The 16,118-nt window shown below is 71.0% G+C and carries 13 protein-coding genes; 2 read left to right on the forward strand and 11 right to left on the reverse strand.

The features are described 5' to 3' along the window. Window positions 1-80: 80 nt before the first annotated feature. Together ACWCPM_RS31015 and ACWCPM_RS31020 are read right to left on the reverse strand one after the other, a co-directional pair. Window positions 81-614 (reverse strand): alkyl hydroperoxide reductase, encoded by a 534-nt coding sequence (locus ACWCPM_RS31015; RefSeq protein WP_450979579.1) that lies wholly within the window; start codon window positions 612-614, stop codon window positions 81-83. A gap of 7 nt (window positions 615-621) precedes the next feature. Next, a complete protein-coding gene (locus ACWCPM_RS31020; protein ID WP_450979580.1) occupies window positions 622-1,176 on the reverse strand; it encodes a peroxiredoxin in 555 nt (184 codons plus the stop codon). Between the two features lie 140 nt (window positions 1,177-1,316). Here ACWCPM_RS31020 and ACWCPM_RS31025 point away from each other — a divergent pair, with 140 nt between their 5' ends. Then, the gene (locus ACWCPM_RS31025; protein WP_450979581.1) at window positions 1,317-2,330 is read left to right on the forward strand and encodes a LysR substrate-binding domain-containing protein; all 1,014 of its coding nucleotides are present in this window, start codon (window positions 1,317-1,319) and stop codon (window positions 2,328-2,330) included. On the opposite strand, the gene ACWCPM_RS31030 is transcribed toward ACWCPM_RS31025, so the two are convergent. From ACWCPM_RS31030 to ACWCPM_RS31050, 5 genes are all read right to left on the reverse strand, one after another. Next, on the reverse strand, window positions 2,275-4,608 hold the full coding sequence (locus tag ACWCPM_RS31030; protein ID WP_450979582.1) for an ABC transporter permease: 2,334 nt from the start codon (window positions 4,606-4,608) through the stop codon (window positions 2,275-2,277). The genes ACWCPM_RS31025 and ACWCPM_RS31030 overlap by 56 nt on opposite strands. After that, window positions 4,605-5,291, reverse strand: coding sequence for an ABC transporter ATP-binding protein (locus tag ACWCPM_RS31035; protein ID WP_450979583.1), 687 nt, complete (start codon window positions 5,289-5,291; stop codon window positions 4,605-4,607). Before ACWCPM_RS31035 ends, ACWCPM_RS31030 begins: the two co-directional genes overlap by 4 nt. Continuing rightward, on the reverse strand, window positions 5,288-5,812 hold the full coding sequence (locus tag ACWCPM_RS31040; RefSeq protein WP_450979584.1) for a PadR family transcriptional regulator: 525 nt from the start codon (window positions 5,810-5,812) through the stop codon (window positions 5,288-5,290). The genes ACWCPM_RS31035 and ACWCPM_RS31040 overlap by 4 nt, the downstream gene beginning before the upstream one ends. A 105-nt stretch (window positions 5,813-5,917) precedes the next feature. Next, on the reverse strand, window positions 5,918-6,163 hold the full coding sequence (locus ACWCPM_RS31045) for a hypothetical protein (protein ID WP_450979585.1): 246 nt from the start codon (window positions 6,161-6,163) through the stop codon (window positions 5,918-5,920). Next, a complete protein-coding gene (locus ACWCPM_RS31050) occupies window positions 6,160-7,095 on the reverse strand; it encodes an SPFH domain-containing protein (protein WP_450979586.1) in 936 nt (311 codons plus the stop codon). The genes ACWCPM_RS31045 and ACWCPM_RS31050 overlap by 4 nt, the downstream gene beginning before the upstream one ends. Window positions 7,096-7,359: 264 nt before the next feature. Between ACWCPM_RS31050 and ACWCPM_RS31055 the strand changes: the two genes are divergently transcribed. Next, the gene (locus tag ACWCPM_RS31055; protein WP_450979587.1) at window positions 7,360-9,723 is read left to right on the forward strand and encodes a transglycosylase domain-containing protein; all 2,364 of its coding nucleotides are present in this window, start codon (window positions 7,360-7,362) and stop codon (window positions 9,721-9,723) included. A gap of 134 nt (window positions 9,724-9,857) precedes the next feature. On the opposite strand, the gene ACWCPM_RS31060 is transcribed toward ACWCPM_RS31055, so the two are convergent. The 4 genes from ACWCPM_RS31060 to ACWCPM_RS31075 form a co-directional block, all read right to left on the reverse strand. Beyond that, entirely contained in the window at window positions 9,858-11,912 is a 2,055-nt protein-coding gene (locus ACWCPM_RS31060; RefSeq protein WP_450979588.1) for a SpoIIE family protein phosphatase, read from the reverse strand. Window positions 11,913-12,217: 305 nt separating this feature from the next. Next, window positions 12,218-12,910, reverse strand: coding sequence for a cytidylyl-2-hydroxypropylphosphonate hydrolase (gene fomD / locus ACWCPM_RS31065; RefSeq protein ID WP_450979589.1), 693 nt, complete (start codon window positions 12,908-12,910; stop codon window positions 12,218-12,220). Between the two features lie 83 nt (window positions 12,911-12,993). After that, window positions 12,994-14,379, reverse strand: a complete 1,386-nt coding sequence (locus ACWCPM_RS31070) for a class II fumarate hydratase (protein ID WP_450979590.1) — start codon at window positions 14,377-14,379, stop codon at window positions 12,994-12,996. Between the two features lie 71 nt (window positions 14,380-14,450). After that, window positions 14,451-16,118: a fumarate hydratase gene (locus tag ACWCPM_RS31075; protein ID WP_450979591.1), complete on the reverse strand. Its 1,668-nt coding sequence runs from the start codon at window positions 16,116-16,118 to the stop codon at window positions 14,451-14,453.

The following is a 16,118-nucleotide window of genomic DNA, read 5'->3' on the forward strand; positions in this document are numbered from 1 at the left end:
GTGTGATTTTCCTTAGTCCCGCGTCGCGCCCCCGCCCCGCGAGGGGGGCGGGGGGCCCCCCCGCGTCGTGTGCCGCGGGGCTACTCGGCGAGTGCCGCCTCGGCGTCCAGGGTGACCGCGACCGCCTGGACGACGGACGCGATCTTGAAGGACTCCTGGATGACCTCGCGGTCGACGCCGGCCTTGCGCAGGACCTGCTCGTGCGAGTCGAGGCACATGCCGCAGCCGTTGATGGCGGAGACGGCGAAGGACCACAGCTCGAAGTCGACCTTGTCCACACCGGGGTTGCCGATGACGTTCATCCGCAGACCCGCGCGCAGGGTGCCGTACTCGTGGTCGGACAGCAGGTGCCGGGTGCGGTAGAAGACGTTGTTCATCGCCATGACCGCCGCGGCGGACTTGGCCGCCGTGTACGCCTCCGGCGAGAGCGCCGCCCTGGCCTCCGGCTCCAGCTCACGCAGCACGATCGGGGAGCGCGAGGCCATCGCGGTGGCCAGCACCGTGCCCCACAGCTGCTGGGCCGGGAGGTCGGAGTTGCCGATGACCGAACCCAGGTTGAGCTTCAGGTCCTTGGCGTAGTCCGGTATACGGGACTTGAGGGTGTCGAGGGACATGCGCGGATCACTCCCCGGCGAGCAGGGCGACCGGGTCCAGCGTGTCCTCGCCCTTGCTCCAGTTGCACGGGCACAGCTCGTCCGTCTGGAGCGCGTCGAGAACCCGCAGGACCTCCTTGGGGTTACGGCCGACGGAACCCGCGGTCACCATGCTGAACTGGATCTCGTTGTTCTGGTCGACGATGAAGACCGCGCGCTTGGCGAAGCCGTCCTCGCCCTCGATGCCCAGGTCGCGCATCAGCTCGTGCTTGGAGTCGGCCATCATCGGGAACGGCAGGTCCCGCAGGTCGTCGTGGTCCTTGCGCCAGGCGTGGTGGACGAACTCGGAGTCGCCGGAGAAGCCGAGGACCTGCGCGTCGCGGTCGGCGAACTCGTCGTTCAGCTTGCCGAAGGCGGCGATCTCGGTCGGGCACACGAAGGTGAAGTCCTTGGGCCAAGCGAAGATCACCTTCCACTTGCCCTCGTAGGTCTTGTGGTTGATCTCCTCGAACTCGGCGCCCTTCTCCAGCGAGACACAGGCGGTCAGTTCGAACTCGGGGAACTTGTCACCGACAGTGAGCACAGGCTCTCCTTGCAGCACAGCGAAGAAAGACCCGCTTTCGGCGAGTCTTTCCCAGGGGTTGGACGTGCTTGATCGTGGCACGACACGCATTGATTCGGGAAATAGCTACACTCGGTCGAGTTGATCGGAGGCGGTTATCAGTGACCGTGGGTAACACCAGTAGGCGGCGTCAGCCCAGCCTCGCCCAACTGCGCGCGTTCGCCGCCGTCGCCGAGCATCTGCATTTCCGCGATGCCGCCGCCGCGATCGGCATGAGCCAACCGGCCCTCTCCGGAGCCGTGTCCGCACTGGAGGAGGTCCTCGGCGTCACGCTCCTGGAGCGTACGACCCGCAGGGTGCTGCTCTCGCCCGCCGGCGAGCGGCTCGCCGTGCGTGCCAAGGCGGTGCTGGGGGAGGTGGGGGCCCTGATGGAGGAGGCCGAGGCCGTGCGGGCGCCCTTCACCGGGGCGCTGCGGCTCGGTGTGATCCCGACCGTCGCCCCCTATCTGCTGCCGACCGTCCTGCGCCTCGCCCACGACCGCTACCCGCACCTCGAACTCCAGGTGCACGAGGAGCAGACCGCCAGCCTGCTGGACGGCCTCACCTCGGGACGGCTCGACCTCCTGCTGCTCGCCGTTCCCCTCGGGGTTCCCGGCGTCAGCGAACTTCCCCTGTTCGACGAGGACTTCGTCCTCGTCACACCGCTCGACCACTGGCTCGGCGGACGGGAGGGCATTCCGCGGGAGGCGCTCAAGGAGCTCAACCTGCTTCTCCTGGACGAGGGTCACTGCCTGCGCGACCAGGCCCTCGACATCTGCCGGGAGGCCGGCCGCGAGAACGCGCCGGTCACCACGACCGCCGCCGGGCTGTCGACCCTCGTCCAGCTCGTCGCCGGCGGCCTCGGCTGCACCCTGCTGCCGCGGACCGCCGTCAAGGTGGAGACGAGCCGCAGCAGCCAGCTGCTCACCGGGTACTTCGCCGACCCCGCGCCGACCCGCCGGATCGCGCTGGCGATGCGGACGGGTGCGGCGCGGGGCGCGGAGTACGAGGAGCTGGCGGCCGCACTGCGCCAGGCGCTGCGGCCGCTTCCCGTGCGCGTGCTGAACGGCACGGAGCAGCTCACTCGGTCCGCAGGCCCTCCGGTCGCATCATCCGCAGCAGGGGCGGCAGGCTGACCAGCGTGACGACGAGGACGACACCCGCGCCGATGCCGATCATGGCGAGCATGCTCGCCCAGTCGACGCTGACGGCGGTGGCCGTCATCTTCAGCAGCACCGCGCCCAGGGTGAGACCCACCACCGCCGAGAGGGCGAGGCCCAGGACGATCGGGATCGCCGTCTGCCACAGCACGGACAGACTCAGCGTGCGGCGCCGGGTGCCGAAGGCGACCAGGGCCGACAGCAGCTTCCTGCGTTCGCGCAGCTGCTCCAGCTGGGAGACCAGCAGGCTCGCCCCGATCAGGGCCAGGACGCAGGCGGCTCCGACGGACAGGCCGGTGCGGATGGAGTCGTAGCGCTCGGAGCGTTCGTTCGCCACCCACAAGAACGGCTGGGCGTACGAGTCGAGCGCCGCCGCCGTGTTGCGGACCTGGTCACGGACGTCCGCCACGGACCCGTCGAGGCCGAGGTAGATCTGGCCGCCGAGGCTCTTCCCGGCGGCGGCAGGCAGCGCCTTCGGGGTGACGAGCAGACCGCCGCGCTCGTTGCCGGTCACGTCCAGCGTCACCGCAGCGCGCTTCACGGCCGGCAGTTTCCACGGAGTCTCCGCGCCCTTGCGCGCGTCGCCCTCGTAGGTGGCGTCGAAGTACACCGTCCGGCCCGGCTTCGCCATCTCGGCGGTGTCGGTGTCCCACTCCGCGCCCGCCACGGCGAACACGTCACCGTCGCGGCACGACGGCAGCTTCGCCACCTCGCGCAGCGAGACACAGTCGCCCACGGTCACCTGGGTGCCCCGTACGGGGTCCTTGGCCCGGTCGCCGATGTAGGCCTCCGAGTACGCGTACACCTTGCGCACGCCCTCGGTCCGGCGGAAGTCCTCCGCGGCGCCGGCCAGCGGCAGGCCGTCCGGCAGCGACACCTGCATCTGGGCGCGGGTCTCGTCGTACGCGGTCGCCGTGGTGAAGTCGTCCTCCACCCCGGCGAACAGCATCTGCAGCGCGATCGCCCCCGCCACCGCGACGGCGATCCCGTTGACGGTGCGGGCCGCGCTGCCGCTGCTCAACTGAAGTCGGCGCACGGCGAGTTGCCAGGAGACGGAACCGCTGCCGAGCCGCGTGACGACCGCCTCGACGATCCACGGCAGCAGCGCGGTGACGCCGATGAGCAGCAGCATCACACCGCCGACGACCAGGTACTGGTTGAAGTTGCCGCCCTCGCTGCCCTGGCCGATCATCGGCGCGAGCAGCGCCAGGCCGGCGGCCGGCAGCAGCAGCCGCCACCACAGCCGCCGCCGGCTCGGCTTGGCCGTGCGGACCACGCCGAGCGGCTCGATGACCACACCGCGCAGGGCGAGAAGGGTGACCAGGACCGCTGCCGCCGGGACGACGAGCGCGACCAGCGCGGCGAGCGCGGGGGAAGGGTTGAGGTAGCTCGGGAAGACGCTGACGTCGAACACCTCGGCCTGTCCCGCGAGCTGCCGGCCGATCAGGAAGAAGCCGGTGCCGAACACCAGGCCCAGCACCGACCCGGCGAGTGCCTCACCGGCCGCGACCCGGCGGGTCATGCCGCTGTCGGAACCGACCAGCCGCAGCGCCGCGAGGCGCCGGTCGCGTCCCTCGCCGCCGAACCGCACGGCCGCGGCGATGAAGACGCCCACCGGCATCAGCAGGACCACGAAGACCACGAGGACCAGCAGGAGCAGTACCGGATCCCAGCGTTCGGAGCTGCCCGGGACCGGGTCCCCGTACCGTTCGAGCCGGACGATCGGGCCGTCGCCGAGCCGCGGCGTGAGGTCGTCGCTGCCCCGGTAGAAGGCCAGTTCCTGCGAGCCGACCAGGCCGGCCTCGGCGATGGTGCCGACGATCCGGTCCGGCAGCCGCTCGCGCAGCAGCTTCCCGTCCGGTGACCCGAGCAGTTCCCTCAGCGCCGGGGAGACGACCATCTCGCCCGGTGCCGGGATCTCGGCCAAGCCCGGCGGGACCGGCGCCTTTGGGCCCTCCGGTTCCAGCTCGCGACCGTGGATGTCCTTGTCGCGGTAGGTCGTGTCGACGCTGCCGACGAGCAGGGTGGCGTCGGACTTCGGTGCGGTCGAGTCGCCGATCGCAAGGTCGGAGCGGGCCTGCCCGCGCTCGTCCCGGGCCTCCAGCGCGTTCGGGATCGCGGTCGTCAGGAGCAGCAGCGCCACGCCGAGTCCGACGCCGACCGCGGTGAGGACCGCGCGCACCCAGCCGCCCCGGCCGGTGAACGCGAAGCCGAAGCCCATGGCCAGGTCCCGGAGCGGCTGACGGAGCCTCATACGACGCGCTCCATGTCCCGGGACCTGCCGTCCCGTACGACGACCTCGCGGTCGGAGTAGGCGGCGACCCGCGCCTCGTGCGTGACGAGGACGACGGCCGCGTTGGTGGAGCGCGCCGCGTCCGTCAGCAGTTCCATCACGCGTTCGCCGTTGAGGGAGTCCAGTGCGCCGGTCGGCTCGTCGGCGAAGAGCACGCGCGGGCCGGTGACCAGGGAGCGGGCCACGGCGACACGCTGGCCCTGACCGCCCGAGACCTCGCCGGGCCGCTTCTTGCCTATGCCGTCGACCTCCAGGCGCTCCATCCAGGACAGCGCGGTGCGCTCGGCGGACTTGCGGGAGGCGCCGTTCAGGCGCAGGGGCAGGGCCACGTTCTCCACGCAGGTGAGCTCGGGCACGAGCTGGCCGAACTGGAAGACGAAGCCGAACTCCGAGCGCCGCAGCGCGCTGCGCCGGGCGTCGTTCATCGTGGCCATCTCCCGGCCGTCGTAGCGGATCGAGCCCTCGTCGGGCGGGACGATGCCGGCGAGGCAGTGCAGCAGGGTGGACTTGCCGGAACCGGAGGGGCCCATCACGGCGACGACCTCGCCGGGGTGGATGGAGAAGTCCGCGCCGTCCAGGGCGGTGGTGGGGCCGTACGTCTTGCGCAGACCCTCGGCGACGAGCAGGGCACCGGTGGGAGTCACTTCGCCACCACCTCCGCGAGCTTGTCGAGCCGTGCGGCGGTCAGTTCCAGCCAGCGCAGGTCGGCCTCCAGATGGAACAGCGCGTGGTCGCAGATCAGCTGGTCCGCGAGGTCGCCCTTGCGCTTGCGGTCGGTGAGGATCCGCATCAGGCGCAGATGCTCCGAGCGCTGGGTGTCGAGGATGTCGGCGGCGTCGCGCCGGGTGAGCAGGGCGAGGACGACCTTGGTGTACAGGGTCGACTGGAGGTACGGCTCCGGCTTCTCCGGCGACGCGAGCCAGCGCTCCACGTCGGTGATGCCGGCGTCGGTGATGGCGTAGCGCTTGCGCTCCGGTCCGCCGCCCGGCTCGATGCCGTCGACCTCGACGAGGCCGTTCTTCAGCAGCCGGGACATCGTCGAGTAGACCTGGCCGTAGTGCAGGGGCCGGTCCTGACCGAACTTCTCGTCGAAGGCCCGCTTCAGGTCGTAGCCGTGGCGGGGGCCGGACTCCAGGAGCCCGAGCAGAGTGTGACCGATGGACATGCCGAGCACTCTACATACCGCGTATACGTCGGGTGTATACGCACAGTGTGTAGATCATGGGCGGCAGTACGTCGTCGCAGGTGGGGGTCGATTGTCACGGTTCTGCTACGGGGGCGGAGGGTCCGCGGGCGGCCGGCCCCGGCGGGGCAGGGGCCCCGCGTCGCCGGGCAGCCGGCCGGCGTCCTTGAGCGCCTTGCGGAGCAGGAACTCGATCTGCGCGTTGGCCGACCGCAGCTCGTCCGACGCCCAGCGGGCGAGCGAGTCGTAGACCGACGGGTCCAGCCGCAGCAGCACCTGCTTGCGCTGCTGCGGCGGCCGCCGCTTCGAGGAGGCCTCGGAGGGATCCGTCACTGGTAGAGCGTCCCGGTGTTCACAACCGGCTGGGCGGCCCGGTCGCCGCAGAGCACGACCATGAGGTTGGAGACCATCGCCGCCTTCCGCTCGGAGTCCAGCTCCACGATGTCCCGCTCGGTCAGCCGGGCCAGCGCCATCTCGACCATGCCGACCGCGCCGTCCACGATCTGCCGGCGGGCCGCGACGACCGCGCCGGCCTGCTGCCGCTGGAGCATCGCCGAGGCGATCTCCGGGGCGTACGCGAGGTGCGTGAAGCGGGACTCGATGATCTCCACACCGGCCGCCTCCACGCGCGCGTGCAGTTCGACGGCGAGCTTCTCGGTGATCTCCTCCGCGTTCTCGCGCAACGAGAGGCCGTCCTCCTCGTGGGAGTCGTAGGGGTACTCGATGGCGATGTGCCGCACCGCCGCCTCGGTCTGCGTCGAGACGAACTCGATGTAGTCGTCCACCTCGAAGCTGGCCTGCGCGGTGTCCTCGACCCGCCACACCACGACCGCGGCGAGCTCGATCGGGTTGCCGTAGGCGTCGTTGACCTTGAGGACCGCGGTCTCGTGGTTGCGGACGCGGGTGGAGATCTTGGTGCGCGAGGTAAGGGGATTCACCCAGCGCAGGCCGTCCTGCCGGATCGTGCCGCGGTAGCGCCCGAAGAGCTGGACGACGCGGGCCTCGCCCGGCGCCACCATGTTCAGCCCGCACATCGCGACGAACGCCGAGACCGCGACCAGGATGCCGAGGACGATCAGCGTGGCCTCGAGTCCGGTCCCCGCGACGGTCGTGGCGGTCACGATCATCGCGACGCCGCCCAGCAGCCCGATCAGGCCCAGCAGCAGAGCGAGTCCGCCGCCGATGCTGTGCGCCGGGAACTCCCGCACGCGTGGGGCGGGCATCTCAGGGACGTCGGCGACGGCCGGCGAGTCGTGTGTGGACATGGGTCCCCCGTTCCTCGGACGGCGCGATCCCGGCCGACCGTAGTCTCACTAGCTTCGTCCTATCTAAGTGATATCACTTTACCCCGCCACCGCAACCTCAACCCCCCTTCGAGCGTCGGTTCCGTAGGGAGGCGTGCTGATTGTCACGTCCGGAAAAGACCGAAAGAGTCGGACTTTGTCCTACAGAGCGGTGTTAGCTTTCTGAGCTGACCTGAGCCACGGAACCGAAGTGACACCCGAGAGCGGAGCGGAGCGAACGGACGCATGGGACGAGCGGAAGACAGACGAGCGCGGCAGCGAGCCGGCCACCGCGCGGCGCCGAAGAACCGCCGTTCGCCGCGCGCCGCGAGCCCACAGGGCCCGACCGGCCCCGGCCGTCGCCGAAGCGGATCCGGCAAGTCCGGCAAGTCCGGGAAGAGCGGCATACGAAGGCTCTTCACCTGGCGGAAGATGCTCGGCACCTTCCTCGGCCTGTGCCTGCTCGGCATCGGCGGCTTCGTCCTGCTGTACCTGCTGGTGTCCGTCCCCGAGGGCAACGCGGCGGCGAAGCTGCAGAGCAACGTCTACAAGTACGGCGACGGCACGGTCCTGGTCCGCGACGGCGAGGTCAACCGCGAGGTCGTCGACCTGGCCAGGGTTCCCAAGGCCGTCCAGCGCTCCTTCGTGGCCGCCGAGAACAAGTCCTTCTACCAGGACAACGGCGTCGACCTGAAGGGCACGACCCGCGGCCTGGTCAACACCCTCAGCGGCAAGGGCGCGCAGGGCGGTTCGACGATCACCCAGCAGTACGTCAAGAACTACTACCTCAGCCAGGAACAGACGGTCACCCGCAAGCTCAAGGAGCTGGTGATCGCGCTGAAGGTGGACCGCCAGATGTCCAAGGACGACATCCTCGCGGGCTACATCAACACCAGCTACTACGGCCGCAACGCCTACGGGATCCAGGCCGCGGCCCAGGCCTACTACCGCGTCGACGCCGACGAACTCACCGTCGAACAGGGCGCGTACCTCGCCGCGCTGCTCCAGGCGCCCAGCCAGTACGACTGGGCCGTCGCCTCGGACACCAGCAAGCGACTGGTCAAGAACCGCTGGAACTACGTCCTGGACAACATGGTCGAGAAGCGCTGGCTCAGCGCCTCCGAACGCCAGGGCATGGAGTTCCCCGTGCCGAAGAAGCCGCAGGGCAACCCCGGCATGGAGGGCCAGACCGGCTACTGGGTCGACGCGGCCAACGCGGAGCTGGCCCGCCGGCTGGTCGCCCAGGGGACGGCGCAGGACCAGGAGCAGGCCCTCGACATGGTCAAGCGCGGCGGCTGGAACCTGACGCTGAACATCGACAAGAAGAAGCAGGCCCAGCTGGAGAAGGCAGCCGAGAACCAGCTCGCGAGCAAGCTCGACCCGAAGAAGCGCAAGGTCGACGCGAACATCCAGCCCGGTGCCGTGTCCGTCGACCCGAAGACCGGCAAGGTCGTCGCGATGTACGGCGGTGCGGACTACGTCAAGCACTACCGGAACAACGCGACCCGCCGCGACTACCAGCCGGCCTCCACCTTCAAGCCGGTGATCCTGGCCGCCGCCGTGGAGGAGGCCGCCGAGACCCAGGACGGCGATCCGATCACCGCCGACACGCTCTACGACGGCGACAGCAGGCACCCGGTCGAGGACAACGGGACCAAGGTCGGCTTCGCCCCGCCGAACGAGGACGACGTCGACTACGGCGACGTCACCGTGCAGACCGCGATGAACAAGTCCATCAACTCCGTCTTCGCGCAGATGGGCGTCGACGTCGGCATGGACCGGGTGATGAAGGTCGCCGGTGATCTCGGCATGGACACCGACGGCATGCAGGCGGTGCCGGCCCAGACGCTCGGCACCATGGGCGCGAGCCCGATGGAGATGGCGGGGATCTACGCCACCCTCGACAACCACGGCAAGAAGGTCACACCGGCGGTCCTGGCCTCGGCCGAGCACAAGGACACCGTGGTGGACCTGCCCGACCCGATCGGCGAACAGGTCATCGGCCGCGAGGCCGCCGACACGGTCACCTCGGTGCTCACCGGTGTGGTCGACGACGGCACGGCCCGCGCGTCGGTGCGCGACAACCCCAAGCGCGCGGGACAGCAGGTGGCCGGCAAGACCGGGACCTCCGACTACGGCAGGTCCGCCTGGTTCACCGGCTACACCCCGGACCTGGTGACGTCGGTCGGCCTGTTCGGCGAGGACGCCAAGACCGGCAAGCAGGTGAACATGGCCGGCGCCACCGGCACCCTCCCGGGCAAGGGCCGCGTCAACGGCGGCGGATTCCCGGCGCGGATCTGGGCGGCGTACACCTTCGGCGTGCTGGACGAGGTCAGCAAGTTCGACCTGGACACCACCCAGGGCGCCGCGGTGAGGCCGACGCGGACCGCGACCCCCACCCAGGAACCGACCACCGAGGCGCCCACGTCCGCGCCGCCCACCTCGGCACCCCCGACGTCCGAGGCCCCGACCCTGACGCCGAGCCAGACGCCGAGCCAGACCCCCAGTCAGTCGCCGCCGTCGCAGACGCCCACGACGGAACCCCCGCCGTCCGTACCGACGGAACCCACGGCCCCGGAGAACCCGGCCCTCCCGGGCGACGAGCGATAACGGAGACAAGAGGGCGCCCGGCGAAAACCGCCGGGCGCCCACGACGCCCTCAGGGGCGCGGGGAACTGCGCGACAAGCCACACACGACCCGCAGCCGCCGCACGACAGACACCCGCACGGCGAACACGCGCGCCTCACCCGCGGTTGAGCTCGAACCAGACGACCTTCCCGGTGCTGAGCCGGGTCGCCCCCCACCGCCGTGCCAGCCGGTTCACCAGATACAGCCCGCGCCCGCCCTCGTCCGTCGCGCGCGCCTGCCGCAGCCGCGGCAGCTGCGGCACGTCGTCGCCCACCTCGCAGCGCAGCACGTCCGTCCGCAGCAACCGCAACGTCACCGGCCGCGACGCGTACCGCACGGCGTTCGTCACGACCTCGCTGATGAGCAGCTCGACGGAGTCCGTCAGCTCCTCCATGCCCCACCGGGACAGCGCGCTGCGGGCCAGCCGCCTGGCCTTGCCCGGCGCCGTCTCCTCCGGGTCCAGGTACCAGTACGCCACGTCGCTCGGCGCGATCCCGTCGAAGCGGGCCGCGAGCAGCGCGATGTCGTCGTCCCGGTCGCCCGGTCCGAGCATGTCCAGCACCTCGTCGCACAGCGCTTCCAGCGGCGGCGGATGGTCCGGCCCCGTGAGCTGCGCCGTCGCGGCGAGTTTCTCCCGCAACTGCTCTATGCCGGTCCACACGTCCCGCAGCCGGGACTCGACCAGCCCGTCCGTGTACAGCAGCAGCGTCGCCCCGGCCGGCGCGTCCAGCTCCACGGCCTCGAAGTCGACGCCGCCGACGCCGATCGGCGCGCCCGCCGGGACGCGCAGCACCTCGGCCCGGCCGCCCAGGTGCAGCAGCACCGGCGGCGGGTGACCGGCGTTGGCGATGGTGATCCGGTGCGACACCGGGTCGTAGACCGCGTACAGGCATGTCGCCATACGGTCGGTGCCGAGCCGCTGGGCCTGCTCGTCGAGGTGGTGCAGCACCTCCTGCGGCGGCAGGTCCAGTCCCGCGAGCGTCTGGGCCGTCGTGCGCAGCTGGCCCATGATCGCGGCGGACGTCATGGAATGCCCCATCACATCACCGACGACGAGCGCGACCCGGCTGCCCGGCAGCGGGATGGCGTCGTACCAGTCGCCGCCGACCCGCGCGGTCTCCGCGGCCGGCAGATACCGCGAGGCCAGCCGGACACCCGTCGGCTGCGGCAGGGTCTCGGGCAGCATGGTGCGCTGCAACTCGTCGGCGATGTACGCCTCACGGCCGTACAGCACCGCCTTGTCGATGCCGAGCGCGCTGTGCGTGGCGAGCTGGGCCGCGATGAGCAGGTCGTCCGCCTCGAACGCCGACCGCTCCGGGCGCCGCAGGAAGACCGCGGCGCCGATCACGCGGCGACGGCCGCGCAGCGGCGCGAGGATCGCCCGCTGACCGGCGGGGACCACCGCCTCGCCGTGCTCGCCCAGCAGTTCGGGCAGCGCGGCGCGGGCGGCGGGCGCGTCGGCGAACACCGGACGCACCCCGCGCAGCACCTCGGCGAGCGCGCCGCCGGGCCGGACCTCGCACAGTTCGGCGGTCAGCGTCGACAGTTCCGACGGCTCCGGCTGGAGCGCCGGCAGGAAACCGCCCTCGGTGTCCCGCTCCTCCGGGATCCGGTCGGTGCGCCGCAGCCGCAGCACGACGGGGCCCGTGGGCCGCTCGTCGCCGACCGGCAGCGGGTCGCGCAGATAGACGAGGATCGCGTCGGAGAACGTCGGCACGGTGGCCCGGCACAGCCCCATGACGATCTCGTCGAGGTCGAGGCCGCGGGCGATCCGCCGGGTGGCGGCGCCCACGAAGCGCAGCCGGTCGCCGTCGCGCCGCATCGGCGTGGGCCGGCCGAGCGGGGCCGACTGGCCGGAACGGCGCTCCTGGCCGCCGGGGCCCGAACGCTCCGGCACGGTGCCGGGCTGCGCCGGGATGGCCTCCTGCACCGGGCGCGGGCGGTGGTTGCCGGGCTCGGCCGCGGCCGGCTGGGAATGCTCCGGACCGGCGGCGCCGCCGGGCGTCACGGACGTGCCCGGGGGCGTCTCACCGGCGCCGCGGGCCTGTGCGGGTAAAGCGGCGGCACCGGGCGTCAGCGGGGGCGCCGGGGTACGCAGGAGCGCCCCGCGAGGATCCGCGGGGTCGACGCCCGCCTGGGGGCGCTCGAAAGAGGTCGGCTGCTCCGTCACGCGTGTCGAGTCCGTCCGTCCGGGGCCGTGCGCGCCTTGCATCGCGCGTGCAGTTCGTCCCGCAGAAGTCCCGATACCCGGATTGTGTGCCCCGGGAACGGAATTCCCGCGTGGTCAGGAGCAGTTCCCCTGCCACCGGCGGACCGGCCGCCGCCCGCACGGGTGTTGCCCTCGTGTCCCTCGCTCACGTCCTGCCGCCCCTCGGTGACATCCTGTCAAGCTTGCTGCGCGTCCCGCGAGTTACCGCCGCGCGCCCCTTGCGGAGGACGATCCTACGTTTCCTTCCCGGGGGCGCGGCAAGGGTCTCATGAGGACACACGCGCAGGCATACGATCCCAGTCCTCCGGAAGTGAGGGTACGGCCCAGGCCGGATCCGGGCGCCAGTGCTGCCAGCCGTCGGCGAACGGCGGCCCCCAGGCGCGGATCACCTCCACCGCGGCCCTGCCCGCGTCCCGGACCCGATCGGCCTGCGCCGTGTCCATCAGGCCGTCCCGCTGGGCCTGAGCGAACTCGTCCTCGTCCCGCCAGTGCCAACTGCGGTCCGGGTTTACGGAGATGTCGAGGAAGTGGTCCTCGGAGTCCACGCCGCCGCTCCAACGCGCCAGCGGCTCCTCCAGGTTGACGTACCAGTTCTTGAACTGCCAGCCCGGCTCCCAGAAGAGCCATACCGACCAGGGTTCGCGGCGCCGGGCCAGCTTCAGCACGCCGGTGCCGAACCAGCGGTCGCGCTGCACGGTCCGCGGCTTGGTGTACCGCGTCTCCAGGGGCTCCCCGTGCACCGGCGTCCCGTCCGCGAGCACCGGCTTGACGCACTCGGTGCCCGGCGCCATCCACACGGCGAGGAGATCGGCGTCGTCGCGCACGACGGTGACGGGGCGCGCGATGTGGAAGCGGTCGCCCGCGTTCTCCCGGTAGCGCCACAGGATGTGACTGCCCGGTTCCCACAGGGCCGTAGCTCCGCCCGCTTCCACGCGTCTCACCGCTCCGTCGTCCGTCATGCACAGATACTAGGTGTCACCGGCATACGACGCTGCGGCGCCCGCCGCGGTTCAGGCGCCGCCCACCCCGCCCGCCGGGCCGGTCACGGATGCGTCATGCGCAGGACGTCCAGCGCCTCGTCGAGCTGCCGCACCGTGAGGTCGCCGCGCTCGACGTAGCCGCCCTCCAGCACGACCTCGCGGATGGTCTTGCGCTCGGCCAGCGACTTCTTGGCGACCTTCGCGGCCTCCTCGTACCCGATGTACTTGTTCAGCGGCGTCACCACGGACGGGGACGACTCGGCGTACTCGCGGGCGCGCTCCCGGTTGGCGGTGATCCCGTCGACGGTCCGGTCGGCCAGCAGCCGGGAGACGTTGGCCAGCAGTCGGACGGACTCCAGCACGTTCCTCGCGATGACCGGGAGCATCACGTTCAACTCGAAGTTGCCGGACGCGCCGGCCGTGGCGACCGTGGCGTCGTTACCGATGACCTGCGCGGAGACCATGAGCACGGCCTCCGGGACCACCGGGTTGACCTTGCCCGGCATGATCGACGAACCCGGCTGGAGGTCGGGCAGGTTGATCTCGGCGAGCCCGGTGCGCGGCCCCGACGCCATCCAGCGAAGGTCGTTGGCGATCTTTGTCAGCCCGACGGCGATGGTGCGCAGCTGCCCGCTGGTCTCGACGATCCCGTCCCGGGCGCCCTGCGCCTCGAAGTGGTTGCGGGCCTCGGTCAGCGGCAGGCCGGTCGTGCGGGCCACCTCCGCGATCACGGCCGCCGGGAAACCGGGCGGGGTGTTGATGCCGGTACCGACCGCCGTGCCGCCGAGCGGCAGTTCGGCGAGCCGGGGGAGCGAGGCCTCCAGCCGCTCGATGCCGTACCGCACCTGGGCGGCGTACCCCCCGAACTCCTGGCCCAGCGTCACGGGAGTGGCGTCCATCAGGTGGGTCCGCCCCGACTTCACCACGTCGGCGAACTCCTCCGCCTTGCGCTCCAGGGCCTCGGCGAGGTGCGCCAGCGCCGGCATCAGGTCCCGCAGCACGGCGGCGGTCGCGGCGATGTGCACGGAGGAGGGGAAGACGTCGTTGGACGACTGGGACGCGTTGACGTGGTCGTTGGGGTGGACGTCCCGGCCGAGGCGCTCGCTCGCGAGGGTCGCGATGACCTCGTTGGTGTTCATGTTCGACGACGTGCCGGAACCCGTCTGGAACACGTCGACGGGGAAGTGCTCGTCCCAGCGCCCCTCCGCCACCTCCCGCGCGGCCTCCTGGACGGCCTCGGCGACCTCCTTGTCGAGAACGCCGAGCTCGGCGTTGACGACGGCGGCCGCGGCCTTGATGTGCGCGAGCGCCTCGATGTGCGCGCGCTCCAGCCGCTGCCCGGAGATCGGGAAGTTCTCCACGGCCCGCTGGGTCTGGGCCCGCCACTTGGCGTCGGCCGGGACCCGTACCTCGCCCATGGAGTCGTGTTCGATGCGGTATTCGCTCATACCGCATACAGCGATCCGGACGTCCCCGATGTTCCGGGGTCCGGGGTGAATTTCCCCGGACCCCATCGGCGTCAGGCCAGGCCCGGACCCCGTACCGGGATCGTGGTGAACGTCGGCGCGGGGGCCGGGTCCTGGAAGAAGTCGTTGCCCTTGTCGTCGACCACGACGAACGCGGGGAAGTCCTCGACCTCGATCTTCCAGACGGCCTCCATGCCGAGCTCCTCGTACTCGACGACCTCGACCTTCTTGATGCAGTCCTGGGCGAGGCGGGCGGCGGGGCCGCCGATGGAGCCGAGGTAGAAGCCGCCATGGGTGTGGCAGGCGTCGGTGACCTGCTTGCTGCGGTTGCCCTTCGCCAGCATCACCTTGGAGCCGCCCGCCGCCTGGAACTGCTCCACGTAGGAGTCCATACGGCCGGCCGTCGTCGGGCCGAAGGAGCCGGACGCGTAGCCCTCGGGGGTCTTCGCGGGCCCGGCGTAGTACACCGGGTGGTCCTTGAGGTACTGCGGCATCTCCTCGCCCGCGTCCAGCCGCTCCTTGATCTTGGCGTGCGCGATGTCGCGGGCCACGACCAGGGGGCCGCTGAGGGAGAGGCGGGTCTTGACCGGGTACTTGGTCAGCTCGGCGAGGATGTCGTCCATCGGCTGGTTGAGGTCGATCCTCACCACGTCGCCGGCCTCGTCGAGGTGCTCGTCCGTGGTGTCGGGCAGGAAGCGCGCCGGGTCGGTCTCCAGCTGCTCCAGGAAGACGCCCTCGGCGGTGATCTTCGCGACCGCCTGCCGGTCGGCCGAGCAGGAGACGGCGATCGCGACCGGGCAGGACGCCCCGTGCCGGGGGAGGCGGACGACCCGGACGTCGTGGCAGAAGTACTTGCCGCCGAACTGCGCGCCGATGCCGATCTTCTGGGTCAGCTCGAAGACCTTCTCCTCCAGCTCCTTGTCCCGGAACCCGTGCCCGAGCGGCGAGCCCTCGGCGGGGATCTCGTCCAGGTAGTGCGCGGAGGCGTACTTCGCGGTCTTCAGCGCGTACTCGGCGCTCGTACCGCCGACCACGATGGCCAGGTGGTACGGCGGGCAGGCGGCCGTGCCCAGCGAACGGATCTTCTCCTCCAGGAACTTCATCATGGAGGACTCGTTCAGGACGGCCTTCGTCTCCTGGTAGAGGAACGACTTGTTGGCGCTGCCGCCGCCTTTGGCCATGACGAGGAACTTGTAGGCGCCCCCGTCGGTGGCGTACAGCTCGATCTGCGCGGGGAGGTTGGAGCCGGTGTTCTTCTCCTCCCACATGGTCAGCGGGGCCATCTGGGAGTAGCGGAGGTTGAGGTTCTGGTAGGCGTCGTAGACGCCCCGGGACAGGGCTGCCTCGTCGCCGCCGTCGGTCAGCACGTTCTGACCGCGCTTGCCCATGACGATCGCCGTGCCGGTGTCCTGGCACATGGGCAGCACGCCCGCGGCGGCGATGTTGGCGTTCTTCAGCAGGTCCAGGGCGACGAACTTGTCGTTGCCGGACGCCTCCGGGTCGTCGATGATCCGGCGCAGCTGCGCCAGGTGCGCCGGGCGCAGGTAGTGCTGGATGTCGTGGATGGCCTCCTCGGCGAGCCTGCGCAGCGCCTCCGGCTCGACCTTGAGGAACGTCCGCCCGTCGGCCTCGAACGTGGAGACACCCTCGGAGGTCACCAGCCGGTACGGGGTGGTGTCCTCTCCCATGGGGAGCAGATCGGTGTACTCGAATTCAGGCAT

The organism is Streptomyces sp. NPDC002309, from assembly GCF_053593375.1.